23 protein-coding genes are annotated in these 26,984 nt (G+C 70.2%); 13 read left to right on the top strand and 10 right to left on the bottom strand.

What is annotated here, in order from left to right; all coding sequences use genetic code 11:
* Nucleotides 1–20 precede the first annotated feature (20 nt).
* Together QFZ21_RS11850 and QFZ21_RS11855 are read right to left on the bottom strand one after the other, a co-directional pair.
* A complete protein-coding gene (locus QFZ21_RS11850; protein ID WP_307378084.1) occupies nucleotides 21–845 on the bottom strand; it encodes a hypothetical protein in 825 nt (274 codons plus the stop codon).
* Entirely contained in the window at nucleotides 845–1,576 is a 732-nt protein-coding gene (locus QFZ21_RS11855) for an ABC transporter ATP-binding protein (RefSeq protein ID WP_307378086.1), read from the bottom strand. The genes QFZ21_RS11850 and QFZ21_RS11855 overlap by 1 nt, the downstream gene beginning before the upstream one ends.
* Nucleotides 1,577–1,760: 184 nt before the next feature.
* Between QFZ21_RS11855 and QFZ21_RS11860 the strand changes: the two genes are divergently transcribed.
* Together QFZ21_RS11860 and QFZ21_RS11865 are read left to right on the top strand one after the other, a co-directional pair.
* A complete protein-coding gene (locus tag QFZ21_RS11860; protein ID WP_307378088.1) occupies nucleotides 1,761–2,885 on the top strand; it encodes an aromatic acid exporter family protein in 1,125 nt (374 codons plus the stop codon).
* 76 nt (nucleotides 2,886–2,961) lie between these two features.
* Nucleotides 2,962–4,158, top strand: a complete 1,197-nt coding sequence (locus QFZ21_RS11865; protein ID WP_307378090.1) for a Gfo/Idh/MocA family protein — start codon at nucleotides 2,962–2,964, stop codon at nucleotides 4,156–4,158.
* A 76-nt stretch (nucleotides 4,159–4,234) separates the two neighbouring features.
* Here QFZ21_RS11865 and QFZ21_RS11870 read toward each other — a convergent pair whose 3' ends face one another.
* Entirely contained in the window at nucleotides 4,235–5,860 is a 1,626-nt protein-coding gene (locus QFZ21_RS11870) for a DUF4832 domain-containing protein (protein ID WP_307378092.1), read from the bottom strand.
* Nucleotides 5,861–6,083: 223 nt separating this feature from the next.
* Here QFZ21_RS11870 and QFZ21_RS11875 point away from each other — a divergent pair, with 223 nt between their 5' ends.
* From QFZ21_RS11875 to QFZ21_RS11890, 4 genes are all read left to right on the top strand, one after another.
* A complete protein-coding gene (locus QFZ21_RS11875) occupies nucleotides 6,084–7,031 on the top strand; it encodes a carbohydrate ABC transporter permease (protein WP_307378094.1) in 948 nt (315 codons plus the stop codon).
* A complete protein-coding gene (locus QFZ21_RS11880) occupies nucleotides 7,028–7,966 on the top strand; it encodes a carbohydrate ABC transporter permease (RefSeq protein WP_307378096.1) in 939 nt (312 codons plus the stop codon). The genes QFZ21_RS11875 and QFZ21_RS11880 overlap by 4 nt, the downstream gene beginning before the upstream one ends.
* Before the next feature lie 67 nt (nucleotides 7,967–8,033).
* Entirely contained in the window at nucleotides 8,034–9,545 is a 1,512-nt protein-coding gene (locus QFZ21_RS11885; RefSeq protein ID WP_307378098.1) for an ABC transporter substrate-binding protein, read from the top strand.
* Nucleotides 9,535–11,043, top strand: coding sequence for a glycoside hydrolase family 36 protein (locus tag QFZ21_RS11890; protein ID WP_307378100.1), 1,509 nt, complete (start codon nucleotides 9,535–9,537; stop codon nucleotides 11,041–11,043). The genes QFZ21_RS11885 and QFZ21_RS11890 overlap by 11 nt, the downstream gene beginning before the upstream one ends.
* A gap of 33 nt (nucleotides 11,044–11,076) precedes the next feature.
* On the opposite strand, the gene QFZ21_RS11895 is transcribed toward QFZ21_RS11890, so the two are convergent.
* Nucleotides 11,077–12,234: an ROK family transcriptional regulator gene (locus tag QFZ21_RS11895; RefSeq protein ID WP_307378102.1), complete on the bottom strand. Its 1,158-nt coding sequence runs from the start codon at nucleotides 12,232–12,234 to the stop codon at nucleotides 11,077–11,079.
* A gap of 81 nt (nucleotides 12,235–12,315) precedes the next feature.
* On the bottom strand, nucleotides 12,316–12,906 hold the full coding sequence (locus QFZ21_RS11900) for a winged helix-turn-helix domain-containing protein (RefSeq protein ID WP_307378103.1): 591 nt from the start codon (nucleotides 12,904–12,906) through the stop codon (nucleotides 12,316–12,318).
* A gap of 74 nt (nucleotides 12,907–12,980) precedes the next feature.
* Between QFZ21_RS11900 and QFZ21_RS11905 the strand changes: the two genes are divergently transcribed.
* From QFZ21_RS11905 to QFZ21_RS11925, 5 genes are all read left to right on the top strand, one after another.
* Nucleotides 12,981–14,288, top strand: a complete 1,308-nt coding sequence (locus QFZ21_RS11905) for an MFS transporter (protein WP_307378105.1) — start codon at nucleotides 12,981–12,983, stop codon at nucleotides 14,286–14,288.
* A gap of 86 nt (nucleotides 14,289–14,374) precedes the next feature.
* Nucleotides 14,375–15,001 carry an RNA polymerase sigma factor gene (locus tag QFZ21_RS11910; RefSeq protein ID WP_307378107.1) on the top strand — a complete coding sequence of 209 codons (627 nt, stop codon included), beginning with the start codon at nucleotides 14,375–14,377 and terminating at the stop codon, nucleotides 14,999–15,001.
* The gene (locus QFZ21_RS11915) at nucleotides 14,998–15,453 is read left to right on the top strand and encodes a hypothetical protein (protein WP_307378109.1); all 456 of its coding nucleotides are present in this window, start codon (nucleotides 14,998–15,000) and stop codon (nucleotides 15,451–15,453) included. The genes QFZ21_RS11910 and QFZ21_RS11915 overlap by 4 nt, the downstream gene beginning before the upstream one ends.
* A 56-nt stretch (nucleotides 15,454–15,509) precedes the next feature.
* Nucleotides 15,510–17,069 (top strand): S8/S53 family peptidase, encoded by a 1,560-nt coding sequence (locus QFZ21_RS11920; RefSeq protein ID WP_307378111.1) that lies wholly within the window; start codon nucleotides 15,510–15,512, stop codon nucleotides 17,067–17,069.
* Nucleotides 17,070–17,139: 70 nt separating this feature from the next.
* Nucleotides 17,140–19,671, top strand: a complete 2,532-nt coding sequence (locus QFZ21_RS11925; protein WP_307378112.1) for a CHAT domain-containing protein — start codon at nucleotides 17,140–17,142, stop codon at nucleotides 19,669–19,671.
* Between the two features lie 265 nt (nucleotides 19,672–19,936).
* Here the strand turns inward: QFZ21_RS11925 and QFZ21_RS11930 are convergent, their stop codons facing one another.
* From QFZ21_RS11930 to QFZ21_RS11950, 5 genes are read right to left on the bottom strand one after another with little or no spacing between them, the layout of a single operon-like run.
* Nucleotides 19,937–20,713 (bottom strand): DeoR/GlpR family DNA-binding transcription regulator, encoded by a 777-nt coding sequence (locus QFZ21_RS11930; protein ID WP_307378114.1) that lies wholly within the window; start codon nucleotides 20,711–20,713, stop codon nucleotides 19,937–19,939.
* Nucleotides 20,713–21,567 carry a class II fructose-bisphosphate aldolase gene (locus tag QFZ21_RS11935; RefSeq protein ID WP_307378115.1) on the bottom strand — a complete coding sequence of 285 codons (855 nt, stop codon included), beginning with the start codon at nucleotides 21,565–21,567 and terminating at the stop codon, nucleotides 20,713–20,715. The genes QFZ21_RS11930 and QFZ21_RS11935 overlap by 1 nt, the downstream gene beginning before the upstream one ends.
* An 11-nt stretch (nucleotides 21,568–21,578) precedes the next feature.
* Nucleotides 21,579–22,523 (bottom strand): 1-phosphofructokinase family hexose kinase, encoded by a 945-nt coding sequence (locus tag QFZ21_RS11940; RefSeq protein ID WP_307378116.1) that lies wholly within the window; start codon nucleotides 22,521–22,523, stop codon nucleotides 21,579–21,581.
* Nucleotides 22,520–23,512, bottom strand: a complete 993-nt coding sequence (locus tag QFZ21_RS11945; protein ID WP_307378118.1) for an ROK family protein — start codon at nucleotides 23,510–23,512, stop codon at nucleotides 22,520–22,522. The genes QFZ21_RS11940 and QFZ21_RS11945 overlap by 4 nt, the downstream gene beginning before the upstream one ends.
* Before the next feature lie 12 nt (nucleotides 23,513–23,524).
* A complete protein-coding gene (locus tag QFZ21_RS11950; RefSeq protein ID WP_307378119.1) occupies nucleotides 23,525–24,421 on the bottom strand; it encodes an SIS domain-containing protein in 897 nt (298 codons plus the stop codon).
* A 295-nt stretch (nucleotides 24,422–24,716) separates the two neighbouring features.
* On the opposite strand from QFZ21_RS11950, the gene QFZ21_RS11955 reads away from it, so the two are divergent.
* Both QFZ21_RS11955 and QFZ21_RS11960 read left to right on the top strand, forming a co-directional pair.
* Complete coding sequence (locus QFZ21_RS11955) at nucleotides 24,717–25,961, top strand: extracellular solute-binding protein (RefSeq protein ID WP_307378121.1); 1,245 nt, start codon at nucleotides 24,717–24,719, stop codon at nucleotides 25,959–25,961.
* A 48-nt stretch (nucleotides 25,962–26,009) separates the two neighbouring features.
* Entirely contained in the window at nucleotides 26,010–26,984 is a 975-nt protein-coding gene (locus tag QFZ21_RS11960) for a carbohydrate ABC transporter permease (protein ID WP_307378123.1), read from the top strand.

Raw genomic sequence — 26,984 nt, forward strand, 5'->3', positions numbered from 1 at the left:
GGATCGAGGTTCAGAGGGATTCAGAGGTCGCGCCGACTGAGGGCGACGGATGCCGCGGCGAGCGCCGCTGCCGTGAGTGCAGCCAGGGCGATCAGGGCGACCCCGAGGTTCACGTCGGCCGATCCGCCGTGAATGATGTTCTGCGCGAGCGCGACCGGAAGGAACTGGGCCCAGACCGGCGAGACGCCTCCGCTGACCAACGAGGTGAGGGCGGCGAGGATCGGCTCGACGAAGAGGATCGCGAGCATGGTGATGACGCCGGCGAGCTGCGTCCGAACCAGGATGCCGACGGCGAGGCCGATCAGCGCGAGGGCGGCGACCGCGACCACGCCCCGGCCCAGGGTGGCGACGACATCGCCGATGCCTGCCGTGAAGGGGGTCCCCGACACGGCGAGGGTGATCAGCAGAGCGGCGAGGCTGACCACGGCCATCGCGGCGCCGACGACGAGACCGCCGAGGCCGGTGGCCAGGCCCTTGCCCACCACGATGCGCCCACGCCGGGGAGAGGCGAGGGCCGCGCCGACCATGCCGCCGTATCGATCGTCGCTGGTGCCGGCGAGGGTGCCGAGCAGCACGACGGCGATGAGCGCGATACCGATCGAACCGCTTCCCATCGAGGCACCGAGCGGGTTGATCGTGTCGAGCTGTGCCGCGGCGGAGGTCAGGTCGAGCACCGGGAAGTCCGGTCCGAGGGCCTCTGCCCCGGGACCGATGTCGCCACGGCCGAGAGCAGGGAGCAGCGTGACGAAGGTCAGCTGCGTGAGCAAGAGGCCGACGACGGCGACGAGGGCACTGACCTTCGTCGCCGTGGTCGTGACCAGTCCGAGGAGTTCGGCGCGGAACATCAGCGCACCCCCGCGTTCCCGGTCACCTGGAGGTAGTACCCCTCGAGGTCTCCGCTCGCCGTGGCGACAGCATCCGCCACGGTCACGTCGGCGACGACGCGCCCCTCGGCGATCACGACGATGTCGTCGGCGATGTCCTGCACGTCGGAGAGCAGGTGCGAGGAGAGCAGCACCGTGCCACCGGCATCCGCGAAGGCCCGCAGGTGGTCGCGCAGCCAGCGCATGCCCGCGGGGTCGAGGCCGTTCGACGGCTCGTCGAGGACGAGGAGCTTCGGCTCTCCGAGGAGCGCCGCGGCGATCGCGATGCGCTGCTTCATGCCGAGCGAGTAGCCTCCGGACCGGCGGTCGGCCTCGGCGGTCATGCCCACCTCGGCGAGGACGGCATCGACGCGCTCGGAAGAGACCTCGGCGCGGGCCGCGGCGATGCGCAGATGCTCCCGTCCGGTGCGAGCAGGGTGCAGGCCACCGGCGTCGAGCACGGCCCCGACCATCGTGGCGGGTCGCTCGACGTCGCGGTAGGGGTGCCCGAAGACCAGCCCCTCGCCCCGGTCCGCCGCCATGAGCCCGAGCAGCAGGCGGATGGTGGTCGTCTTGCCGGCGCCGTTGGGTCCGAGCAGCCCGACCACCCTTCCGGGGCCGATCGTGAAACCGACGTCGTCGACGCGAGAGCGACCGTGGAATGTCTTGTGCAGTCCGCGCGCCTCGAGCGGCGGAGATGTGGGAATGTTCATGTCTTCAGCCTCGCCAGAGCAGCTCTCGAGCACCCCCGTCCGCCGCACGGGATCGCCCTGTCCGAAAGGACAGTCCTCGATGGGCGGATGCCGCCTCGCGCCCGGGCGATGCACGGCTACGCGCCGCCGGCCGAGAACGCAACCGGGTGTCGGGTACGGATGCCGGCGACTACCGTCGCTTCCCGTGAAGACCTCCTCCCTCCGCGCGCGCCGATCCGGTATCGCGCTTTCCCTCCGCGAGGCCGTGCTGCCCGCCCGGCTGCTGTTCGTCGCGAAGACGACGCTCGCCGCGGGCCTGGCGTGGATCATCGCTCCGCACATGCCGGGGGTCGCCGACGAGTACCCGTACTACGCGCCGCTCGGCGCCCTGGTGAGCATGTATCCGACTCTGATGGGGTCGGTGCGCTCGAGTCTGCAGACGCTGCTCGGGCTCGCGACCGGAATCGGTCTGGCCACTCTGGTCGTGATCACGATCGGTCCGACCTGGTGGACCGTTCCGGTGATCATCGGCATCGGCGTGCTGCTGTCGGGCACCGGCTGGTTCGGCATCGGGCGCGAGTACGTGCCGATGGCGGCACTGTTCGTGCTCGCTGTCGGCGGGCGGGACGCCGACGACTTCTCGCTCGGCTACCTGACGCAGATGGCGGTGGGCGTGGTGATCGGCTTGCTCATCAATCTCGTGATCGCCCCCGCGCCGCTCACCGGGGAGGCGGCGGCACGGGTCGACGCCTTCCGCGCGCAGCTGAGCTCGCATCTGCACGACATCGGATCGGCTGTGTCGGAGTCGTGGCCCCCCGAGCATGAGCAGTGGGCGGACGACGCGGCATCCCTCGCCGATACGACGGCGACGCTGCGGGTCGCACTCGCCGAGGCCGACGACAGCCGACGGGGCAACCCGCGCGCACGCGGCCGGCGCGGCGAGACCCAGCACATCCACGACGAGCTCGCGGCCCTCGACCGGATCGCGCACCTGATCCGCGACATCTCGGACGCCACGGCCGACACGATCTGGGAGCGCCCGGCCGCGCTGCCTCTCGACCCGGCTCTCCCCGAACCGCTGTCCGCCGCCTGTCACGCGGTCGCCGACGTCATCGCACAGCAGGACCCGACGTCGGCCGAGAGCCATCGCCAGCGCGGCGAGGCCGCCCGCGCCATCCGTCTGCTGCTGGAGCGCGTCGACGACCGCACGCTGGACGTGCGCCGCACCATGGGCCCGGGCATCCTCACGGCCATGCACCTGCGCCGCATCCTGATCCTCAGCGGGGCACCGGAGGGCGATGCGGAGGATGCGCGCACCCCGAATGATTGATCTTGGCTAATTGAGGTCGAATATCAGCACAGAAGATCACGCCTGGCATGATGGGCCTCAAGCCACAGGAGGAGAGATGACGATGTCGAGCGCCCCGCCCACGATGGAGAAGCGCATCGCCGTGATCGGCGTCGGTGCGAGGAGCGAGATCGCCCACCATGTGCCGATCGCCATGGCCGGAGCCGCAGTGGTCGCCACCGCCGACTCCGCGGCGGCAGGCCGCGCGCGCTCCGAGTCGATGTTCCCCGGCGTCCCGGTCTTCTCCTCGGTCGAGGCCCTGCTCGCCGCCGAGACCATCGATGCCGCCATCGTGACCACCCCCGACGACACCCACGCCGACATCGCCGTGGCGCTGCTCAGCGCCGGGGTCGCGGTCTACCTCGAGAAGCCCCTGGCCACGACCCTGGAAGATGCCGACCGGGTCCTCCGAGTCGCCGCCGAGACCGGGACGGCCCTCTACGTCGGTCACAACTTCCGGCACGCCGGGGTCGTGCGTCGCATGAAGGAGATCATCGACCGCGGCGACATCGGCGACGTCAAGACCGTCTGGGTGCGGCACTTCGTCGGCAACGGCGGCGACTACTACTTCACCGATTGGCACGCCGACCGCTCGCGCACGAACACCCTCCTCCTGCAGAAGGCCAGCCACGACATCGACGTGATCCACTACCTCACCGGCGGCTTCACGCGCCGGGTCGTCGGCATGGGCGACCTGATGGTCTTCGGCGACGTCACCGACCGGCGCGAGCGCCCGGGCGAGACCATGCCCGACTGGTTCTCGTACGACAACTGGCCGGCATCGGCATCCACCGGCCTCAACCCGGTCATCGACGTCGAGGACGTGTCGATGATGATGATGACCCTCGACAACGGCGTGCTGGCCAGCTACGAGCAGTGCCATTTCACCCCCGACTACTGGCGCAACTACACGGTCATCGGCACCGAGGGCCGACTGGAGAACATCGGCGACACCGCCGGCGGCACCGTCAAGGTCTGGAACCGGCGTCGCGAGTGGGCTGTCGCCGGCGACAGCGAGTATCCGATCGAGGGCGACCCGACGGGACATGAGGATGCCGACCTCGCCACCATGCGCGAGTTCCTCGAGCATGTCTTCCACGGTGCCCCGACGGTGGTGTCTCCGCTGGCCGCGCGCGCCGCGGTCGCCGCCGGAGCGCTTGCGGCGGAGTCGATCCGCGACGGTTCCCGACCGATCGACGTGCCGAGCCTCCCGCCCGAGGTGCTCGAGAGCTTCCTCGCGCGCAGCCGCAGCTAGGCCGCACGTTCCGGTCGCAGTTTCTGTCGCCTCGTCGTGAAACAGGCGGCATCGACTGCGACCGGAACGCTTGCTCTCAGACGGAGCGGCGGACGGCGAAGCGCCGACGGGCGAGCAGCACCACGCCGAGCACCAGCGTCGTGATGCCGACGACCGCCGCAGTGGTCGAGTCGGCGCCCGACTCGGCCAATCCCTCATCGCCGTCGCCACCGGCGCCTCCACCCGCGGCCCCGGGAGCGGGGAGCGCGGCCAGGCTGAGGTAGCCGGCGGCATCCTGGTCCTGAGTGACGTTCGCGAGACGCAGCGGCGCCCCGCCGGGCATCACGTTCGGGATGTGGAAGGCCACAGTGCCCGTGGTCGCCGCGTCGACGGGGATCGACGCCTGCACCGTCGTGCTCGCGCCGGGCTGGATGCCCGGCAGAGCGGCGTCGACCGGCACGCGCGCGGTCACGCTGCCGTCATCGGCGAGGATCACGAACTCCGCGGGCCAGTCGTACGCGAACGGCGCCACGCCCCGGTTGGTGATCGTGAGCGAGACGGATGCCGCGCTGCCGTCGTTGCTGATCGAGGCCTGCGTCGCGCTCAGGTCGTAGCCGAGCGAGGCGGCTCCGGCGACGGCCCGCTCGCGGTCCGCGCCGGTGTACCCGGTCGCCCACGCCTGGTGGTCGATGATCCAGGTGGCGTGAGACGCGGCGACCGCGCCGTCGAAGTCGTAGTCGCGGCCGGCGGCGATCTCGGCGTCGGCGTTCGCGCAGTTCAGCGGCTCCGAGAAGATGCACGTCTGCAGCGGCGGGTACAGCTCGCCGCCGATCGGCGCCTGCTGCCAGGCATCCGTCATCCCCGCCTGCTGCACGAGAGACAGGAAATGCCAGTCGGTCGTGGGAAGCGTCGAGTAGGCGAACGAGTCGTCGTGCAGCCCGAAACCGTGCTGAGCGACGGATGCCGAGGGGTAGCGCGCCTGCAGCCAGGTCGTGTCGAGCGCGTCGTCCCACGCCGCCCAGATCGTGTCCATCGTCGCGGCGGTCGGCATCCAGTCGATGCCGTCGGGGTTGGTCGGCTCGACGGCGCCGTTCATCGGGTAGGTGTGGTTCTCGCCCCAGAAGCCGACGAGCCCGGCGGTGAGATACGCGATGCGGGGGTCCCCGTCGTAGCGCTCGCCCAGCGCGTCGATGAAGTCCACGATCAGGTCCACCACGCGCGGGTCGTCGTAGTCGGGCGAGAAGCTCACGCCGTTGTTGTCCCAGAAGTCGTACCGGCGGTCCTGACTGATGCCGTCGGGTCCGAGCAGATAGTCGGGCACGCCGGTCGGCCGGGTCGGGTAGTCGAGGAAGAACCGGAGCACGGACTGATGCCCGCGCTCGGCGATGCTGGCGAGATAGCTCTCCACGACCGTCCAGTCGTAGGTGTCCTCCCCCGTGACGACCGCATTGACGGGCAGATAGAACCACTCGAGGGTGTGCGGGAAGTCCGGATCCGCCGCCTCGAGCACCTGCCCGGGTTCCGGTGCGAAGGGCAGGAACCCCTTCAGCGGATTGTCGGCGCGCGCCGCCGTCGGCTCCAGCGTGATGACGTCTGCGTCGTCGGCGGCCTGCGCCGTCGCTCCCTGTCCGGTTCCCGCCAGGATCAGACTGACGAGAGCGGTCGCCATGACGACGGCGCCGAGGCGTTGCGTCCCTGCACGTGCGTTACGAGCAGCTGACATGAGCCACTCCTTCCGTGTCGTGGCGCCAGGAGATGCACGCGCAGCGTCTCTGCTGCGACACCGCCGTCGGCGCCGGTGTGGTGGCGGACGGATGTCCGTCGCATCCCGACGATGACACGACCGTCGAGGTTATGCAAGCAGTTTGACAGAACCTCGTAATCCTGTTTATATAACCTTGGCTCCCTCAGCAGCGAGCCGCCTATGTCCTGCATGGAGGATCTCGATGACGAGTACGACCCACCTCGCACCGCGCACGGAGCGCGTGTCAGCGGAGGCTCCCGCCGAGGCACCCCGCCGCTCTCGGATGCGACGCTCCGAGAAGTGGGCAGCCCTCATCCTGCTGTTCCCGGCACTCGTCGGCTTCGCGGTCTTCTACGTCTTCCCGACCATCCGAGGCGCGTACTACTCGACCACCGACTTCAACCTGCTCAACGAGCCGAACTTCGTCGGCGGCGCCAACTTCGCGGAGCTCGTCGCCGACCCCCAGGTGTGGGACTCGCTCCGGATCACCGCGGTGTTCGCGGTCCTGAACATCATCATCGTGATGTTCCTCGCCCTGGTGCTCGCGGCCTTCATGCAGCGGCTCCGGCTGCGCACCTGGGTCCGCTCCCTGCTGCTGCTCCCCTGGCTGGTGCCGAACGTGGCGATCGCCTTGATCTGGGCGTGGCTGTTCGACGCCAACGTCGGTTTCCTGACCAACCTGCTGGGCTCGATCGGCATCAAGGGCTTCACGTTCTACAACGCGGATGCCGCGCTCTGGATCATCATCCTGATCTCGGTCTGGTCGGGCCTCGGCTACACCGCGCTCCTGCTCTACGCGGGCATGCTGCAGGTGCCCACCGAGCTCTACGAGGCGGGGGCCCTCGACGGGGCGAGCGAGGTGCGCATGTTCTTCCGCATCACGCTCCCGCTGATCCGGCCGGTGCTGGCACTCGTGCTCGTGGTGTCGCTGATCGGGTCGTTCCAGGTGTTCGACCTCGTGCAGGTGGGCTACGGCAACAACCCGATCCCGGAGGTGCGCGTCATCTACTACTACATCTACCAGCAGGCGTTCTCGTTCTATCAGATGGGCTACGCCTCGGCGATCGCCATCCTGCTCGTCGTGATCCTCGGCGCTCTGACCTTCGTGCAGATGAGACTGATGCGCGCGAACCGATCGGACCTCGCATGAGCGCCGGCACCGTGGCGGCGACCCGCCAGGGGTCGAGCCCCCAGAAGATCCGCAAGAGCGTCCGCGTCCGCCCAGGCAAGACGATCGCCTGGTTCCTGGTGGCGGCGACGATCATCGCGACGATCTTCCCGTTCTACTGGATGATCCGCACCGCACTGACGCCGGCCGGAGGTCTCGTCGCCGATGCCTCGCTCCTCTGGCCCACCGACCCGACGCTGATCAACTTCCAGCGCGTCCTGGGCCTCACCAGCATCGAAGAGGCGGTCGCCGCCGGAGGATCCGGCGCGAGCATCGACTTCGTGCGGTACACGATCAACTCCGTGATCTACGCGGGCTCCGTCGCGATCGTCCAGACGCTCTCCTGTGCGGCGGCGGCCTACGCCTTCGCCCGCCTGAAGTTCCCCGGACGCGACGTGCTCTTCGGCGTCATCCTGGCGGGACTGATGATCCCCGGGATCTTCACACTGCTGCCGAACTTCGCGCTGCTGCGCGAGCTCGAGCTGCTCAACACGATGTTCGGGCTCGTCGCCCCGGCCCTGCTCATGAGCCCCTTCACCATCTTCTTCCTCCGTCAGTTCTTCCTCTCGCTCCCGCAGGACGTCGAGGAGGCGGCGATGATCGACGGCGTCGGCAGCCTGGGCCGCTTCTGGCGCATCGCCCTGCCGATGAGCCGCGGTCCCATCGCGACGATGATGCTCATCACCCTGGTGGGCATGTGGAAGGACTACCTCTGGCCGCTCGTGGCCGGCAACTCGGAGTTCACCCGACTGCTCACGGTCGCGCTCAGCGTCTTCCAGCAGCAGTCGCCGAACACGTCCCCGGACTGGACGGGTCTGATGGCCGGCGCGACGCTCTCGGTGCTGCCCGTGCTGCTCATCCTCATCTTCCTCGGCAAGCAGCTCGTGCAATCCCTCAACTTCTCCGGCGGCAAGTAGCCGCCCCGCAGCCCATCACCTCGAGGTACCCCCGAACAACACCGTTGTTGGATTCGAAAGGAATCGCATGAACAAGGCAAAAACCCTCGCAGCAGTCGGAGTCGTGTCACTGCTCGCACTCACCGCCTGCTCACCCGGCAGCAGCGACGAGGCGAGCGGCGGCGACGTCACCCTGAACTACTGGCTGTGGGACGACACCCAGCTGCCGCTCTACCAGGAGTGCGCAGACGACTTCCACGCCGCGAACCCGGAGATCACCGTCAAGATCACCCAGACCGGCTGGGCGCAGTACTGGCAGAACCTGAGCACGCAGATCACGGCCGGCACCGCTCCCGACGTCTTCACGAACCAGATCTCGTACTACCTGCAGTTCGTGAAGAACAACCAGCTCCTCGACCTCACGGACTACGTCGAGAAGTCCGACATCGACTTCAGTCAGTACAAGGAGGGCCTCGCCGATCGCTGGGTCACCGACGAGAAGCGCTTCGGTCTGCCGAAGGACTGGGACACCGTCGCCCTGCTCTACAACGTCGAGGCCGCGACCGAGGCCGGCTACACCGCGGAGGACCTCAGCGACCTCACCTGGAACCCTGACGATGGCGGCACGTTCACCGAGTTCGTCAAGGCGACGACGCTCGACTCCGCCGGCCGGAACGGGCTCGACCCCGCCTTCGACAAGGACGACGTGGTGCGCTACGGCTATTACCCCGAGTGGGCGGACGGCGCCGTCGGCCAGAACGGCTGGGGCAACTTCGCGCACTCGAACGGCTTCACCTTCAGCGATGAGAAGGGCGCGGGCGCGACCACGTTCAACTACGACTCGAAGCCGCTCGTCGAGACCGCGGCCTGGCTGCAGTCGCTGATCGAAGACGGCTACGCGCCGAAGTTCGAGGCGCAGTCGACCCTCGGCACGCAGGCCGTGATGGAGAACCAGAACGTCACGTCCACGATCACCGGGTCCTGGATGGCGTCGACCTACCTTGCCGAAGACGCACCCGTCGAGTTCGCGTTCGCCATGGTGCCCGAGGGCCCCGACGGGCCGCACGGCAGCGACGAACGGCCTGGCCGACTCGGTCTGGGCCGGCACCAAGCACCCCGACGAGGCCGCAGCCTGGGTCGAGTACCTCGCGTCCGCGGACTGCCAGGACAAGGTCGGCGCCGCCGGCCTGATCTTCCCGGCGCTGAACTCGGGAACGGATGCTGCGCTCGAGGCGCGCGACGCCGCGGGCTTCGACTCCTCCGCGTTCGTCAGCGTCGCGGACGCCGGCGAGACGTACCTCATCCCGGCCTTCGAGCGCTCCGCGGAGGTCAACACCACCATCCAGGACGCCATGCAGGCGATCGCGCAGGGCGCCGACCCGAAGTCGACTCTGAGCGAGGCCAACAAGGCCGTGGAGTCCCTCTTCCAGTAAGAACACGGCACTCTCCGCCGGCGCGGGCGCTGACATCGCGTCGGCGGAGAGTGCTGCGGCCACATCGAACCATCAGCAGTCATCGACCGGTCACGCGCCGGTCCTTCAACGGCGGAAGCGGCGGACAACCGCTTCCGCCGTCCACCGAGGAGAATCATGTCGCTTGACACCCACGTATCCGTCCCGATGAACCTCACGGGATCCGTCTCGGAGCGGCCCACCTGGGCTCGGCCGACGGAGGCGGTGGAGGAGACGTTCCTGACCGCATCGCGCGTCTCCCTGCTGCACGGGTTCGCGACCGGAGACGTCTACCGCAACGGACAGAACTCATGGTCGCCGACCGGATGGCGTCGCCTCGACGAGGAGCCCCTGCGCGTCGAGAACCCCGTGCGGCGCCAGACCGCGGACGACACCCGGTGGGACGACCCGCAGCGGCATCACTCGTCGTGGATGATGGTCGTCACCGACGGCTCCCGGACACTGCTGCTGGGCTGCCTCGAGGGCGACACACCGCGACTGCACGCCGACCGGGATCTGCTCGCGGCCTGGACGGAGACCGAGCGCCCGGCGACCTGGGTGCTGATCACCGGCCGTCAGGAGCAGGAGGTCATGGCCCGCTACCGCGACCTGCTGGCCGATCGCTACCGCGTGCTCGCGCAGCATCCGGGCATGGTGTGGTCGTCGTGGTACTCGTTCTACGAGGAGATCTCGCGAGCCGACCTCGACCGCATCGTGCCGCAGCTCCCGTCATTCGGGATCGACACGGTGCAGCTCGACGACGGCTGGGAGAAGATGGTCGGCGACTGGCAGCCGAACGAGAAGTTCACTGCCGGCATGCGCGACACGGCGACCTCGATCATCGACCAGGGAATGCGGCCCGGGCTGTGGATCGCCCCGTTCATCGCACTGCCGTCGTCGGAGATCGTGCAGCGCAACCCGCAGATGCTGCTGCGCAACGCCGACGGTTCGCCGGTGATCGCCGGCTCGAACTGGGACACCGGCTATTACACGTTCGACTTCACCCGTTCGGATGCGCGTGACTTCCTCGTCGAGACCGTGCACCGCGCGGTGCACGACTGGGGCTTCAGCTACCTCAAGCTCGACTTCATCAATGCCGGCGCGGTGGACGGCGTGCGCAGCCAGGACATCGACCGCGAGGGCGCGTACCGTTCCGCGATGGAGTCGATCCGCGAAGCAGCGGGGGCTGACACCTACATCCTCGGCTCCGGCGCTCCGATCTTCCCGTCGCTGGGGATCGTGAACGCGGTCCGCACCGGGCCCGACGTCGCCCCGATGTGGGCGAACTACGCCAGCGACGACCCCTCCGACGCCATGGCGAGCAACGCCGTCTTCAATGGGGTCAACCGGCTCTGGATGCGGGACCTGATCGGGCTCGACCCCGACGTCGTCTACTTCCGGCGTCAGCGGAACCTCTTGAACGCCGAGCAGATGCAGTGGCTGCAGGACTGCGCGATCCTCTCCGACTTCCGTGCGGTCTCGGACCCGCCCGAGTGGCTCGACGAGGAGGAGCGGCAGGCGATGCGCGAGTTCTTCACCGGCACCGCCGAGACGGAGCAGGTCGACCGCTACCGCTTCCGGATCGGGTCGCGGCTCGTCGACTTCGAGCCCGCGATCACCGGCACGGCAGGGAACTACGCGATCTGAGGTCCCCGCGACCATCGGCCCATCGCCGGGGCATCACGCCCGGGCGGTGGGCCTTTTCGCGGGCAGCAGCTTGTCGCCGTAGAGGCGTCGCTCGACCTCGGACATCGCCATCCGGATCGCGCCGCGGGCGACGTGGTCGCCGCCCATGGTGGAGACCCGCACCTCCGGCATCCGCACCACACTCTTGTTCAGCATCGCGCTGAACTCCGGGATCCACAGACTGGCCCACTTCGCGCTTCCGCCGCCGATCACCACGATCTCCGGGTCGAGCGTGAGCGCCACGGCTGCCGCACCCGTCGCGACGTCGCGGGCGTACTTGCGGACGATCTTCTTCGCGGCCGGGTCGGCACGCTGCGCCTGTTCGAAGGTCCAGGCCGCACGATCGTTCTCCCGCAACGAATCCGGCATACCGGGAAGGTGGAGGAAGCGTTCCGTGGCCCGAGCCCAGCGCACGGCGGGGAGGGCGCCGATCTCACCGGCAGCGCCGCCATGCCCGCGCACCAGCTGCCCGTTGACCATGGATGCCGCACCCGTGCGCTGACCGGCGAGCACGTAGACGACGTCTTTGGCGCCGCGCACCGCTCCCCACTCGTGTTCCGCGAGCAGGGCGAGCTTGACGTCGTTCTCCACCCGCACCGGGCACGACAGCCGGCCGGCGAGGTGACCGATCAGGTCGACCTCGCCCCATCCGGGCATCGGACTGAACATCGAGGTGCGTCCCTGTGCGTCGACCGCACCGGTCACGGCGGCACCCACCGCCCAGATGTCGTCCGCGGTCAGGGCCGCATGAGAGAGCACGAGCTCCACGGCTTCGTCGATCCGCTCGAGACGCGCTGCCGGAGGCGCTTCCGGGGCGACGTCGAGGTTCTCAGCGGCGATGACCTCGCCCGCGAGATCGGTCACCAGGACGCTCACCCGGTGCACGCCGATGTCGAGACCGATCAGGCGTCCGGCGCCGGCGTTGAACCGGTAGCGCTGCGGGGGCCGCCCGCCCATTCCGTCGGGCGAGGGGGTGACCGTCTCGACCCAGCCGAGGTCCGCGAGCTCGGTGATCAGCGAGTTCACGCTCGGCCGCGACAGCCCCGTGGACTGCACGAGCTGAGAGATCGTCGTCTCGGACCCCGCGCGGATCTCCCGGAGAGTGCGCGCCAGGTTCAGCTCACGAACCTTCGGCTTCTCGCGCGGCGTCACAGTGCCAGTATCCCGCACCCGGGCGCGCCGGACCGGTATGCCGGGTGCGCGCCGACCCCCGACCTGCGGTCGGCTCGCGCCCTAGATCGTGTCGTCGGCCGCGATGAGGTCGAGCTGCCAGTAGCGGCCGTCCGGGTCGGCGTCGTCGTGCTCCTTCTCGGCCGCCTCGAGCACCTCGTTGAGCGCCGTCATGGCGGCCTCGAACTGCGCCTCGGTGAGACGGATGGTGCGCTGCGTGAAGGCCGCGTGCACCTCGGCGGTGCGGCCGGTGACGTACTCGGGCGTCCATTCGAGCACTCGACGGACGAGATCGGCGTGGTCCTCGGCGAGCGCACCGACGACGGCCGCGCCGAGGGTCTCGTCGGGGACGGGGTTTTCGGGTCCGCCGAGGTTGAGCGCCCCTTTCCTCGCCGTCCATACGCGATCGCGACGGTCCCGTGCCTTCTCGGGCGCCTCTTCGATGAGGCCGGCATCCGCGAGCGTGCGCAGATGGAAGCTGACACTGTTCGCCGGCACGCCGAGTTCGCCGGCGACGTCGGTGGCGCGCAGGAATCCGCGGCGGGCGATCAGCCGCAGGATCTGCCGGCGCAGGGGATGCGAGTAGGCCTTGAGCATGGCCGAGGTCATCCACACCGTGTCTTCGCTCGAGGGCTTCTTCCGGTTCTCCGCCATGCCCCGATCCTACCTGCACCGAAAGTTGCGCAATCAGACTTGCGCAATTGTTGTTGCGCATCTATCGTCGAGCTATGACCACCGTGACCGAGCCGCATCGCCTCTGGCGCAACCGCCGCTACCTGACCTGGCTCGTCAGCGACACAAGCAAGGGCCTCGCGGCGACTCTCTTCGCCTTCGCCATCCCGCTCCTCGCGCTCATCATCACGAACGACCCGGCACAGGCGGGGATCATCGGCGGTGCCGGCATGGTCGCCCGGCTGCTCACGACCCTCGCCGGCGGCATCCTCGCCGATCGCCACCGCCGCATCGCCCTCATGGTGCTCGGATCGCTCATCGGCGTCGTGCTCGCCGGCGGCTTCACGCTGCTGGCGCTCGGCGACGCGCTCACGTTCGGGTCGCTGCTCGTGGTCGACGTGCTGCTCGCCGCCCGCAGCGGTCTCTTCGACGTCGCGGGCGAGAGCGCGATCAAGGAGATCGTGCCTGACGAGGCGATGGGGCGGGCACAGGCGGCCAACCAGGGAAGGGATGCCGCGCTGCAGCTCGCCGGCGGCCCGATCGGCGGCCTGTTGCTCGGCGTCGGCGGATGGCTCGTCGGCGTCGCCATGACCGTGTGCCACCTGGTCGCCGCCGCGACCGCCTGGATGCTGGGGCGCGAAGCGCGACGAGCGGGGATCGTGGATGCCGGGGCGGCGGTAGACCCGGAACCCGCCACGGCACCGGAGGTCAAGGCCAGGACGACCGCCTGGGCCGAGTTGCGCGAGGGCTTCGGCTGGCTGCTGTCACGGCCCGACCTGGGCGGCGTGCTGCTCATCATCACGATCATCAACCTCGGCTTCAACGCCGCGATCACCACGGTCATCTATGCGCTGCAGCAGGCCGGCCACCCGGAGCTCCTCATCGGCGGGATGACCGCGGCGGTCGGGGCTGTGATGCTGGTCGGCGCGATCGTCGCTCCCCTGCTCGTCCCGCGCATCAAGGCCGGCATCCTCGCGATCACCGGCCTCTCGATCGCCGCCGTCGGGTCGATCGCGCTCTCGCTGGTCACCGAGCCGTGGGCCATCGTCGCGGTGCTCGGGGTGGCCGTGTTCATGATCCCCGCACTGAACGCCGGGATGATGGGCTACTTCATGGTCGCGACGCCGACGCATCTGCTCGGCCGGGCCAACAGCGCCGCGGGAGTGCTCGGGATGGGCGCCCTGCCGCTCGCGCCGCTGATCGCCGGTTTCGGTCTGAGCTGGGTCGGCCGGGAATGGACGCTGCTGGTCTGCGCGGCGCTCTGCCTCGTCGCGGTCGCACTCGCCCTCGGCAACCGGGCGCTGCGCGCACTGCCCGTCGAGTCGCAGTGGTCGGAGCACGCGAAGCAGTTCGAGTCGGCCTGACGTCGGCATCCGCCGGGTTCTTGGACCCGGACATGTATCAGGCGGCTCTTGCCGTGCTCCTGGTCAGTGTGATCACAATGGGCTTCATGATCGACGGTGCACCCGGCGCCGCTCTCGATCCTGCTTCGGACGACGGTTCGGCTCGCTGGCGACGCGCCGCGAACCTGTTCGAGGCATGGCGCGAGGGTGACGGTCGAGCGATGGATGAGCTCGTGCGTCTGATGACGCCCGTGCTCTGGCATGTCGCGCGGGCCTACGGGCTCGAGCGCACCCTCGCCGAAGACGTCGTGCAGACCACCTGGTTGCAGCTGGTGCGCGGCCACGGATCGATCGCCGACCCCCGTGCGGTGTCGGCGTGGCTCACCACCACCGCCCGCCGAGAGGCGTGGAAGGTCGGCAAGGCGAACGGACGCGTCGACACGACGGAGGCCGACGACCTCGACGCACTCCTCCCCGAGCAGCAGTCCGCCGAGGAGCACGCGGCGGCCGGCGACGAGAGCCGACGGCTGTGGCTCGCCGTGCAGCGTCTCACCGAACGCTGCCAGCGCCTGCTGCGGGTGATCGCCTTCGAGGACCGGCCCGACTACGCGCGGCTCGCCGCCGACCTCGCGATGCCGATCGGCAGCATCGGACCGACCCGCAACCGCTGCCTGGCCAAGCTGCGGACGCTGCTCGAACCACCGCAGGCGCCACGGACGGAGGGGCTCTCATGACCGATCACGAGGATGCCGAGCTGTTCGCCCGACTGCGGACGCTCTGGCGCGACGTCGATCCGGTCCCCGCGGGCTTGATCGATCGCATGGTCGCCGCGGTCGCCGCCGACGGGCTGAACCGCGAGTACGCCCTCCTGACCCTGGTGGAGGAAGAGCTCGGCGCGGTGCGCGGCGAGACGGATGCGCTGACGCTGCAGTTCAGCGACGGCACCACCAGCATCCTGCTGCATGTGACGACGACGGCATCCGGACGCCGCCGGGTCGACGGGTGGGTCGACACCGGTGCGGCCGAGATCGTGCTGACGCAGGGCGAGCACTCGCGGACGACGACACCCGCCGAGACCGGACGCTTCGCCTTCGACGAGGTGCCACCCGGGCTGACCAGGGTGCGCCTGACCACCGGCGAGGGCGACGAGATGCGCGCGCTGTCGACCCCGCAGTTCGAGCTGTGACCGCGGGCTCCTCCCGTCGGTGATGTCGCGGGGCGACCCGCAGGAAGAGGATGACCATGGAGCAGCCCCGGGGATGGACCTGGCAGGACCGCGCCGAGGGATCGATCCGCCGCGGCACGGCGCTCGACCCGAGCGTGGAGCCGGTCGACGGCATCCGCGCGTTCCCGACCGCCTACCTGCCGCAGCACCTGCTGATCGCGCGGGTCGACGACGATCAGGAGGCCTACGACCAGGAGGTGCGGACGCTCCGTGACGCCGCCGACTCGTTCGGGTGGCAGCTGGAGATCGAGTCGAGGGCGCGGGTCGCGGGCAGTCTGGCGCCGGAGCTGACCGGGTTCCTGCGCGCGCACCTCACCACACCCGAGGTGCCGGGGCGCGGTGAGGCGCCGATCGCGCCGGATGCGTGGCGGGTGCTGCAACGGGCCCGTCGCATGTCGCGGTCGACGATGCCGCGCACGAGTCTCGAGCACGTGCTGTCGATCGATCCGGTCGGGCTCAATCCGTTCACGCGCACGAACCCGTTCACCCGGACGAACCCCTTCACCCGCACCAACCCGGTGCGCGGCGTGGGCGCGGGCGGGAGCGACGACTACCTCGAGCCGGGCCGCGGAGCGCGGCAGCCGGTCAGCTGGCTGGGCCCCGCTCCGCAGCGCGGGCCGTCACCGAAGCGCGGGCGTCGCCCGGTGGTCGCCGTGCTCGACACCGGATGCGGCGAGCACGCCTGGTTGCCCGCCGACATCGTCACCCGGCGCGTCGAGCTCGACGGCCATGCGGTGGGGCTCACCGACGACGCCGACCCGGAGCGCTACCCCGACCTGTACGGTCAGCTCGACGGCGAGATCGACGCGGTCGCCGGTCACGGCACGTTCATCGCCGGCATCGTCCGGCAGGCGGCGCCGGATGCCGACATCCTCTCGATCCGGGTCGCCGGAGCACTCGGCGTGATCGACGAGAGCACCCTGCTCGAGACGGTCGCCCAGGTCGTCGAGCTGTTGCGGCGGCACCGCGAGAACCCGAAGACCGGCTTCCCGATCGACGTGCTGAACCTGTCGCTGGGCTACTACCACGAGACTCCGACCGACGGACTGTTCAGCCTGACTCTGTTCGGGCTGCTCGCGCAGGCGCGCGAACTCGGCTGCGTGGTGGTGTGCTCGGCCGGGAACGATGCGATCGACCGGCCGTCGTTCCCCGCATCGCTGTGGGCGTGGCCGGGCGCCGACAACGGTATCCGTCCCGATGGCGCCGCCCCGCACGTCTCGATCGGGGCGCTCAACCCGTCGGCGCAGTCGGTCGCGCTCTTCTCGAACGTCGGGCCGTGGGTGCAGGCGTACGCGCCGGGTGCGGCCGTGGTCAGCACCTCGCCGGCTTTCGTCGGCGGCGAGCAGGCGACGACGCGCGCCGACGTCGACGGACTCCGCCGCGAGACGCTCGACCCCGACGACTACCGCGGCGGGTTCGCGGTATGGAGCGGCACCTCGTTCGCCGCGCCGTACGTGGCGGGGCGCATCGCGGCGCAGCTCGGGACCGTGCCGATCGAGGGCGTCGGAGCGGATGCCGCGGCCAAGGCCGTCGCCGCCGTGCTGAAGACGCTGCCGGCCCCGGTCGACCGGGGCTGACACCGCAGGCTGGTCGGCGCATTCGGGCAGCGGACTTCCCCGCGACTCCGACGCAGGGCATCCTGGACGGGTGCCCCTGTCCCCGAGCGAGCTGCATCGGCGTGGAGTCGAGGCGGCCAACGCCCGACGGTTCACGCAGGCGCGGCGTGCGCTCGATGCGGCATCCGCACGCACCGACGATCCCGACCTGCGCGCCCGCATCGACGGGACGATCGCCTACGTCCTCGCGCAGACCGGCGAGCCCGTCGCGGCCGAGCAGCTCTGCCGCGCGGCGCTGAAGCGCGCGGGGGCGAGTGCGGAGACCGTGGCGCTGCTGAGCGGACAGCTCGGCACGCTGCTCCTGCAGGGCGGGCGGCTCGACGAGGCCACGACGATGCTCACCCGCGCGATCGTCGCCCTCACGGACACAGGCGCGGAGTCGATCGAGCTCGCCAACTGCCTGATGAATCGATCGATCGTGCGGATGCAGCGGCACGAGCTCGATGCCTGCGTGGACGATCTGCGCCGCGCCGTGGCCGTGTACGAGGCCGCCGACGCCGAGGAACCGCTCGCCGAGGCGCGGCACAACCTCGGCTACGCGGCCCTCCTGGGCGGCGACCTGGTCACGGCGCTCACGATGATGACGCGCTCGCGCCCCACGATCGCCGCGACCAGCGATCTCGCCGCCGCGATCAGCGACCTCGACCGGGCCGAGGTTCTCCGCGATGCCGGGCTCACGACCGAGGCCGAGGCCCTGCTGGGTCGGGTCGCGCAGCAGTTCGGTGCGCAGCGCATGCAGCAGGCCCGCGGTGAGGCGGAGTTCCACCTCGCGCGCTCCCTGGTGCGGCACGATCCCGCCGCGGCCGAGCGCACCGCGCGCATCGCCGCCCGCCGCTTCGCGGCGCTCGACAACCAGACATGGGCTGCACGCGCCGATGCCGTGCGTCTCGAGGCGCAGCAGCGCGCGCGACCGGGCCGACCGATCGACACGGCCGAGCTCGCCCGCACCGCGAACACCCTCGCGCGCAGCGGGTTCCGTACCGAGGCGGCGGCGCTCCGGCTCGGCGCGCGACGCGACGGCAGCGGACGGATGCCACGGCTCGCCGCCGCCGCCCCGACTCCGCTGCGGCTCCGGGCGCAGGAGGTGCGGGCCGCGCGAGCGGCAGCGGCCGGACGGGACCGGGATGCACTGCGCGCCGCGGCCGACGGTCTCGACCTGCTGACCGCGTGGCAGCGGTCGTTCGGCGCGCTCGACCTGCAGGCCTCGGTCGCGATGCACGGCAGCGACCTGATGTTCGCCGGGTTGTCGGCGGCCGCACGGCTGCGCGACCCCGCGGTGCTGTTCGAGTGGTCGGAGCGCGCACGGCACCTCAGCCAGCAGGTGGCGCCGGTGCGACCCCCGCGCGACGACGACCTCGCGGACGATCTGGCCGAGTTGCGGATGCTGCGCGCCGAGCTCGCCGGCCAGGACTGGACGACCGATGCCCGGGTGCGGGGGCTGCGGGACCAGGTGCGCGAGCGGCAGTGGGCGACGACCGGGTCAGGCGGCACCCGCGAGCGGGTCGGGCTGGCGGAGGCGATGGCGCTCCTCGGCCCCGACACGGCGGTGCTGTCGTACGTGTTCACGGGAGCCGAGCTGTGCGCGGTCGTGGTCGCCGCATCCGGCGCCACGATCGTCGACCTGTCGTGGGCACGGGTGCGCGCGGCGCTCGACGGCCTCCGCGCCGACCTCGACATGGCCGCGCTCACCCGCGGCGGGGTGATGGGGCCGGTGACCGAACGGGCGCTGGTAGCGCGGCTCGAGCTGCTCGACGCCGAGCTGCTCGTTCCGCTGCGGCGGGCGGCGGCCGGGGCCTCCAGGCTTGTGATCACGGTGCCCGGCGCCCTCGCAGGAGTGCCGTGGGCGATGCTGCCGGGCATGGCGGGCACCCCGTTCACCCTCGCGACGTCGGTGTCACGCTGGCTGGCCGTGAACAACTCCTCGAGAACGAGCGCTCCGTCCCTCGGAAACGCCGCCCCGCGGCCTGCGGCAGGCGTTTCGGAGGAGTTGTTCACCGCCGGCACCCGCCACCCGCGCCGGATCGGCTTCGCGACCGGGCCCCGCGTGCCCCGCGCCGAGGAGGAGGTGCGCCGCGCGGCCGCCGTCTGGCGCGACGGGGGCACGGGTTCGACGACGATGCTCGAGTTGGCCGACGCCTCGGTCGCCTCCGTGACCGCCCTCGCGGCCGACGTCGACCTGCTGCACATCGCCGCGCACGGCCGCCATGCCGTCGACAACCCGCTCTTCTCGGGCTTCGAGCTCGCCGACGGGACCCTGTTCGGCTACGACGTGGACCTGATCCCGCGGGTTCCCGCGACCGTGATCCTGTCGGCGTGCGAGCTCGGTCGCTCGTCGGTGCGCTGGGGCGAAGAGGCGCTGGGCATGACCCGGGTGTGGTTGCATGCCGGGGCCGATTGCGTGATCGCGGCGCCGGTCGCCGTGCCGGATGACGTCGCCTGCGAGCTGCTCAGCGCGGTGCACGCCGAGCTCGCGGCGGGCTCAACTCCCGCGGTCGCGCTGGCCGCGGCATCCGATTCGACCGGGTTGCGCGCCCCGTTCCAGTGCCATGGAAACGGATTCTGAGCGTTTCTCCATTCGATGTATCAGGACGGATGCCGCTCGCTCCTGTCTTTCAGAAGGTGCCATGCGAAGGACCTCGAAGGTGTGAGGTGCGAGGAGGCGCAGTCGGCTGGGGACATCCGCTCGCTGGGGAGCGCGGATACGACACGGACACCCTCTGCTCCGAGGGTGCTGCGGCTGGGAGGCCGCGGCACTCTCGACGGGCCTCGGCGCTCTGGGGACGCCGAGGCCCGTCGGCGTGCCCGGCGGGCTCGAGCGCCACCCGCACTCAGGCGAGCAGCACCTCGTGACCCGCCTCGCGCAGCGCTGAGACGACCCCGGCATCCGCTCCGGAATCGGTGATCACGGTCGGGAAGAGCTCGACGCCGCCGACCGTCGCGAATGCCACGACGCCGAGCTTGCTGCTGTCGGTGACCACGACGGCGCGGCGGGCCCGCTCGGCCATCATTCGGTTGACCGCGGCCTCGCGCTCGTCCTGCGTGGTGCCGCCGGCGACGGAATCCAGTCCGTTCACGCCGATGAAGGCGATGTCGAGCCGCACGCCGCGCAGCAGCTGCTCGACGAAGGGGCCGACGAGCTCGTAGGTGCGCGAGTGGATGACCCCGCCGGTGACGACGACCTTGATGTCGGGGCGGGTCGCGAGCTGGGCGGCGATGTTCACCGCGTTCGTGACGACGGTGAGGCCGCCGTTCGCGCCGAGATCGTCGCGAGCGGCGAGGGCCGCCGCGATGGCCGTGGTCGTCGTGCCGCCGGACAGCCCGACGACCATGCCCGGTGCGACGAGCGCCGCGGCCGCCTGAGCGATGGTCGCCTTCTCGTGCGTGCGCAGGTGGCTCTTGTAGCGGATGGGCAGCTCGTAGGCGACGGTCTGCGCCACCGCGCCGCCGTGGGTGCGGGTGAGCAGGCGCTGCTCGGCGAGGCTGTCGAGGTCGCGGCGCGTGGTGGCCGCCGACGCCCCGAACCGCTCCACGAGCTCGTCGACCGTGACCTCACCGGCCGCGGCGAGGAGGTCGAGGATCGCGTTCAGCCGCGCCGCTCTCTTCATCACGCCACCGTATCGGTCTCGGCGAGGGCGAACAGTCGGAGCATGCGTGCGGCTTCGTCGGCGAGGGCGTCGCGGGCGGGCGCGAGGTATTTGCGCGAGTCGACCAGGCGCTCGTCGGCGTCGAGCTTCTCGCGGATCGCGCGGGTGAAGAAGCCGTTGAGGTGCGTGGAGACGTTGATCTTCGTCATCCCGGCCCGCACGGCGTCGGCGATCACGCGGTCGGCAACGCCGGACGAGCCGTGCAGCACCAGCGGCACCGGCAGTGCGGCGCGCAGCCGCGCGATGAGGTCGAGGTCGAGCGAGGCGGTGCGGTCGGTCATGGCGTGCGAGGAGCCCACCGCGACGGCGAGCGCATCGACACCGGTCGCCGCGACGAACGCGCGGGCCTCGTCGGGATCGGTCCGCACACCTGGCGCATGAGCGCCGTCCTTGCCGCCGACCTCGCCCAGTTCTCCCTCGACGTAGACGCCCGCAGCGTGCGCGCGGGCGGCGACCTCGGCAGTGAGCGAGACGTTCTCGTCGTAGGGCAGTGCCCCGCCGTCGAACATGACCGACCCGAACCCCAGGGCCACGGCCTCGTCGACGAGCTCGGGCCGCTCGGCGTGATCGAGGTGCACCGCGACCGGCGTCTCCGCGCGGCGAGCGACCGCGAGAGTGGCCACGGCGATGGGCTCGAGGCCGCCGTGGTAGTCGGCGCAGTTCTGCGAGATCTGCAGGATCACCGGCAACTGCGCGAGGGCCGAGGCGCGGACGAGGGCTTCGGCCGTCTCGAGGTGGATCACGTTGAAGGCGCCGACACCGGTGCCGGCGGCGGATGCCGCGGAGACGAGTTCGCGAGCGGAGACGAGGGTCACGAGGGGTCCTTTCAGGACGATGCGGGTCGGAAGGATGCCGGGTCGGGGCGCGAGACGCGCAGCTGCTGCTCGATCTCGGGCCAGCGGGGAGAGATGTCGCCCGCGAGGGGCATCAGCACTGCGGCCGCGGACCAGGCGGTCGCACGACGGAGGATCTGCTCGGGATCGCGCACGCCCTGCGCGTACAGCACCGCGCAGGCCGAGACTCCGGCATCACCCGCGCCGGTCGGGTTGCCGGCCAGCGACTCGTCGAGCCGCGCATGCACGAGATCGGATGCCGTGACGGCCAGCATCCCGTCGGCGCCGAGCGACAGCAGCACCAGCTCGGCGCCGCGGGCGATCAGCGACCGTGCGCCCTCGACCGGATCGGCGATGCCGGTGGCTTCGAGCAGCTCGGCCACGTTCGGCTTGAGGACGGTGGCCCCGGCATCCGCCGCACGCAGCAGCGCGGGGCCCGAGGTGTCGGCGATCACCGGCACCCCGGCGTCCTTCCCGACCGCGATCAGCATGGGCAGCAGCGTGTCCGGCGCCCCGGGCGGGACGCTGCCGGAGATCACCAGCACGCGCGCGCTCGGCAGCCGTTCGACGACCTCGGCGAGCACGGCCGCCCACTCGGCGTCGGTCGGGTTGAGCCCGCGCTCGTTGATGATGGTCGTGTCGCCGAGTTCCTCGTCGACCACGGCGATGCTGCGGCGGGTCTCGGCCGCGACCGGAACCAGGGCGTGCGGCACGCCGCTCACCCGCAGCTCGGCCGCGAACTCGTCGCCGACGCGACCTCCGCTGGTGGTGAGGGCGAGCACGTCCGCGCCCTCCGCATGGGCGACCCGGGCGACGTTCAGTCCCTTGCCGCCGGCGCGCGCGGCGCCGGCATCCGCTCGATGCGTCCCGCCCTCGACGAGGCGATCGACGCGCCAGGTGAGATCGAGCGCCGGGTTGGGGGTGACGGTGAGGATCATGCGAGTTCCCTTGCACGTAGGGCGGCGCCGAGCAGGCCCGCGTTCCCGGAGAGCTCCGCCGCGACGAGCGCGGGGATGCGGTGGAAGCTGAGACGCGCCGCGAGACGGGTGCGCAGTTCGTCGAACAGCGCTCCGCCGGCCCGCGACAGTCCGCCGCCGATGACCACGGCCTCGGGAGCGACGACGGCCGTGAGCTGAGCGAGCGACAGGGCCAGGGCGTCGAGCGCCGAGTTCCAGATCTCGGCGGCGACCTCGTCGCCCGCGGCGGCGCGTGCGATCACATCCTTGGCGCCGTCGGGGCTGTTGCCGGTGGCTGCGCGGTAGCGGCGAACGATGGCTCCCGCGGAGGCCACGGCCTCCAGGCAGCCGCGAGCGCCGCACGGGCAGAGCGGCCCGTCGGCGATGGGCGAGTGGCCGATCTCGCCCGCGTATCCGCCCGCCGTGTACGGCTCGCCGCCGACGAGCAGGGCGCCGGCGATTCCGGTGCCGATCACGAGCACGACCGCATCGGCGTAGTCGCGGGCGGCGCCCAGGCGGCGCTCCGCCCAGCTCGCCGCGCGCACGTCGTGGTCGAATGCGACCGGAAGACCGAGCCGGGCGGCGGCCAGATCGCGCAGGGGCGCGTCGTGCCACCCCATGTTGCTGGCGAAGACGCCGAGCCCGGCATCCGCGTCGACGATTCCCGGGACGACCAGTCCCGCCGCCTGCGGAACCACGTCGGGGTGGGCGGCGCGGAGCTCGGCGGCGAGCACGTCGAGCTGCCCGAGGATCGCCTGCGTGCGGTCACCGTCGACGATCGGCGTCGGGGTGCGACGCAATCCGAGCGCGCGTCCCGCGGCATCGAACAGCGCGGACTTGATGTCGGTCCCGCCGACGTCGAACGCCAGCACCGGGGCGCCGTCGCCGAGCGCGCGCACCGCGCCGAGCGTCTCGCCCGCACTGTCGTGCATCGTCTCGGGGACGGATGCCGCGCCGTCAGGTCCGGTCATCGCAAGATCCGCTCATGCATCCAGGATGACGGATCGAGTGAGGTTGCGCGGCTGATCGGGGTCGAGACCGCGCGCGACGGCCCGATCCAGTGCGACACGGTGCAGTCGCGCGAGGTCGGCCATGGGGTCGATGCCGCGCTGCTCGAAGCGGGCGCCGGTCGCCTCGACCTGGGCGGCCAGACCCTCGGGAGCCGCGCCGAAGTGCCACACCACGCGGCCGGGAGCCGCGATCGCGATCGGACCGTGGCGGTAGTCCATCGACGGGTAGGACTCGGTCCACGACTGCGAGGACTCCCGCAGCTTCAACGCCGCCTCGTGGGCGAGCCCCGTCGCCCAGCCACGACCGAGGAACGTGTACTGCTCCGCATCGCGCAGCTCGTCGTCACCGCTCTCGGCCAGCGCGGCGGTCGCGTCGGCGATCGCCGCAGAGAGGTCTTCGCCGAGGGAGGCCCGGAACAGGGCGAGCGCGGTGGTGGCGAAGCGGGTCTGCACGACGGACTTCTCGTCGGCGAAGGGCAGCAGCACGGCCTCGTCGACCATCGAGACGAGCGGAGAGTCCGGATCGCCGATCACGCCGATCGTCGGGACGCGCCCCTTGACGTGTTCGACCAGCTCGAGCACCTCGGTGGTGGTGCCGGAGCGGGTGAGCGCGACGACCGCGTCGTACCCGCGGTCGATGAACGCCTCAGATGCCGCGAACGCGTCGGTCTCGCCCTGGCCCGACGACTCGCGCAGGGCCGCGTAGGCCTGGGCCATGAACCAGGAGGTGCCGCAGCCGACGACGGCGATGCGTGCGCCCGCGGCCGGCAGCTGCGCCTGGGCATCGCGGAGCTCCGCCGCCGCCGCCCACATCTCGGGCTGGGAGAAGAGCTCTTCGCGCATCCGGGCGCCGGGCAGCAGGTCGGTCATTTTGTGAATCCTCCAGGCAATATGTTGCATAGTTGTGATCGTTTGAAGTCCGATTCGATCATAGTATGGCGAACATGAGGGCCAAAGGACGAACATGCTTGATTTGTTTGTTCCCTTGACAAATAATCTAACGAGTTCCATCAGAAACTCACCAGGCTCGAACGATCGTGGCCGCCATCCGGCGAGACGATCACCACCGCACCGTCGCGTGTCCTGCTAGCGACTGTGCACCACCCCACCCCGGAGACGATCCCCGCCGCCGGAGCGGACACTCACAGTGAGGAATGCAATACACATGAAGAAGTCACTGCGGTTCGGCGCCGCCGCCATTGCGGCCGTCGCCACGCTCTCGCTCGCTTCGTGCGGGTTCGGCGGGTCGTCCGGCGACAGCGGCGATGCCGAGGGATCCACCACGATCGACCTCCTCGTCCCGAGCTACTCGGACGGCACGAAGGCGAACTGGGAGACCGTGATCGAGGGTTTCGAGAAGGCGAACCCCGATATCAAGGTCAAGCTCGAGGTGCAGTCCTGGGACAACCTGGAGAAGGTCGTCTCGACGAAGATCCAGGCGGGTGAGGCGCCGGACATCTACAACGGCGGTCCGTTCGCGGGCTTCGTGGGCGATGAGCTGCTCTATCCCGTCGAGGATGTCGTGTCGGAGGACACGTTCGCCGACTTCCAGGACTCGTTCATCGCGAACGCCGAGGTCGATGGCACCGCGTACGCTCTGCCGCTGATCGCGTCGGCGCGTGCGCTGTTCGTGAACAATGCCCTGCTCGAGCAGGCCGGCGTGGAGGCGCCGACCGATTGGGATTCGCTGCTGGATGCGGCGACGAAGGTCTCGGCTCTCGGCGGCGGTGTCGCCGGTTACGGCATGCCGCTCGGTTCCGAAGAGGCGCAGGCCGAGGCTGCGGTGTGGCTGTGGGGCGGCGGCGGATCGTTCGGCGATGCCTCCGAGATCACGATCGACACCCCGGAGAACCTCGCGGGTGCCGAGCAGATCAAGAAGATGATCGATGCCGGTGCGACGCAGGCCGACCCCGGTTCGACGCAGCGTTCGCCGCTGATGGACATCTTCATCCAGGGCAAGATCGGCATGCAGGTCGGCCTTCCGCCGACGGTCGGCCAGATCGCCGAGGGCAACCCCGACCTGGACTACTCCATCGTCCCGATCCCGACCAAGGACGGCTCGCCGTTCACCCTCGGCGTGATGGACCAGCTGATGGCGTTCCAGAACGACGACGACAAGAAGGACGCGATCACGGCGTTCTTCGACTACTACTACTCGGCTGACGTGTACGTGCCGTGGGTGCAGGCCGAGGGCTTCCTCCCCGTCACGAAGTCCGGCTCCGAGGCGCTGTCCGGCGAGGAGGCTCTCAAGCCGTTCCTCGACGTGCTGCCCGACGCGCAGTTCTACCCGTCGACGAACGCGCAGTGGTCGGCTGCCGACGGCGCGTTCAAGTCGCTGTTCGGCCAGCTGCAGTCGAAGCCCGCACAGGATGTGCTGACCGAGATCCAGGCGCAGGTCGACGCGGGCTGACGCTCGCTGAACACTGCTGATCGAACGACGGAGAGGTTCGGGTATTCCATGAGCCAGACCACAGAGTCCTCGAACCTCGCGGGGGCGGCGACCAGCCGCCCCCGCACCCTCCGCACCCCGGCTGCCGGTCCGCGGGGGAAGTCCCGCGGCAAGGACCTCCTGGAGGCGCTGCCCTGGATCGGGCCGGCACTGCTCCTCATCATCGGGGTGGTGCTGTTCCCCGCCGGGGTGATGTTCTTCAACTCGACCCGCGACATCTCCCTGTCGGGCCTCGATAAGGGCTCGGTCGGGTTCGACAACTTCGCGACCGTGTTCGCGTTCGCGGAGTTCTGGCCGATCTTCGGCCGCACGATCATCTGGGTCGTGTCGACCGTGCTGTTCACCGTCGTGATCTCGCTCGGTCTCGCACAGATCCTCAACAAGGCGTTCCCGGGCCGCCAGCTGGTGCGCATGGCCGTGATCGTGCCGTGGGCGGCATCCGTCGTGATGACGACCATGGTCTTCTATTACAGCCTCGAGCCGTACTTCGGCGTGTTCAACAAGTTCCTCTACGACATCGGGCTCTCCGACGACGCGGTCGGCTACGGGTGGACGAAGAACCCGACCACCGCGTTCGTCTGGTCGATCGTCATCGCGGTCTTCGTGTCCCTCCCTTTCACGACCTACACGATCCTCGCGGGCCTCCAGTCCGTGCCGGCGGACGCGATCGAGGCGGCGAAGATGGACGGCGCGGGCCCCGCCCGCACCTACTGGTCGATCGTGCTCCCGCAGCTGCGCAGCGCTCTCGCCGTCGCGATCCTGATCAACATCATCAACGTGTTCAACTCGCTGCCGATCCTGAAGGTGATGACCGGGTCGATCCCCGGCTACGGCGCCGACACGATCATGACGATGATCTTCAAATACATCGAACTGCAGAAGAAGGTCGACGTCGCCAGCGCCCTCTCGGTCGTCGCGTTCCTCATCGTCATCGTGATCGTCGCGATCTACGTCAAGACCGTCAAGCCCATGAAGGAGGTCTGA

Source organism: Microbacterium sp. W4I20, assembly GCF_030816505.1.
Taxonomy (GTDB): domain Bacteria; phylum Actinomycetota; class Actinomycetes; order Actinomycetales; family Microbacteriaceae; genus Microbacterium.

Bases quoted from the DNA above. Each gene is read 5' to 3' on its own strand.
- QFZ21_RS11850 (WP_307378084.1), bottom strand. From the start codon at position 845: ATGTTCCGCGCCGAACTCCTCGGACTGGTCACGACCACGGCGACGAAG.
- QFZ21_RS11855 (WP_307378086.1), bottom strand. From the start codon at position 1,576: ATGAACATTCCCACATCTCCGCCGCTCGAGGCGCGCGGACTGCACAAG.
- QFZ21_RS11865 (WP_307378090.1), top strand. From the start codon at position 2,962: ATGACGATGTCGAGCGCCCCGCCCACGATGGAGAAGCGCATCGCCGTG.
- QFZ21_RS11870 (WP_307378092.1), bottom strand. From the start codon at position 5,860: ATGTCAGCTGCTCGTAACGCACGTGCAGGGACGCAACGCCTCGGCGCC.
- QFZ21_RS11875 (WP_307378094.1), top strand. From the start codon at position 6,084: ATGACGAGTACGACCCACCTCGCACCGCGCACGGAGCGCGTGTCAGCG.
- QFZ21_RS11880 (WP_307378096.1), top strand. From the start codon at position 7,028: ATGAGCGCCGGCACCGTGGCGGCGACCCGCCAGGGGTCGAGCCCCCAG.
- QFZ21_RS11885 (WP_307378098.1), top strand. From the start codon at position 8,034: ATGAACAAGGCAAAAACCCTCGCAGCAGTCGGAGTCGTGTCACTGCTC.
- QFZ21_RS11890 (WP_307378100.1), top strand. From the start codon at position 9,535: ATGTCGCTTGACACCCACGTATCCGTCCCGATGAACCTCACGGGATCC.
- QFZ21_RS11900 (WP_307378103.1), bottom strand. From the start codon at position 12,906: ATGGCGGAGAACCGGAAGAAGCCCTCGAGCGAAGACACGGTGTGGATG.
- QFZ21_RS11905 (WP_307378105.1), top strand. From the start codon at position 12,981: ATGACCACCGTGACCGAGCCGCATCGCCTCTGGCGCAACCGCCGCTAC.
- QFZ21_RS11910 (WP_307378107.1), top strand. From the start codon at position 14,375: ATGATCGACGGTGCACCCGGCGCCGCTCTCGATCCTGCTTCGGACGAC.
- QFZ21_RS11915 (WP_307378109.1), top strand. From the start codon at position 14,998: ATGACCGATCACGAGGATGCCGAGCTGTTCGCCCGACTGCGGACGCTC.
- QFZ21_RS11920 (WP_307378111.1), top strand. From the start codon at position 15,510: ATGGAGCAGCCCCGGGGATGGACCTGGCAGGACCGCGCCGAGGGATCG.
- QFZ21_RS11930 (WP_307378114.1), bottom strand. From the start codon at position 20,713: ATGAAGAGAGCGGCGCGGCTGAACGCGATCCTCGACCTCCTCGCCGCG.
- QFZ21_RS11940 (WP_307378116.1), bottom strand. From the start codon at position 22,523: ATGATCCTCACCGTCACCCCCAACCCGGCGCTCGATCTCACCTGGCGC.
- QFZ21_RS11945 (WP_307378118.1), bottom strand. From the start codon at position 23,512: ATGACCGGACCTGACGGCGCGGCATCCGTCCCCGAGACGATGCACGAC.
- QFZ21_RS11950 (WP_307378119.1), bottom strand. From the start codon at position 24,421: ATGACCGACCTGCTGCCCGGCGCCCGGATGCGCGAAGAGCTCTTCTCC.
- QFZ21_RS11955 (WP_307378121.1), top strand. From the start codon at position 24,717: ATGAAGAAGTCACTGCGGTTCGGCGCCGCCGCCATTGCGGCCGTCGCC.
- QFZ21_RS11960 (WP_307378123.1), top strand. From the start codon at position 26,010: ATGAGCCAGACCACAGAGTCCTCGAACCTCGCGGGGGCGGCGACCAGC.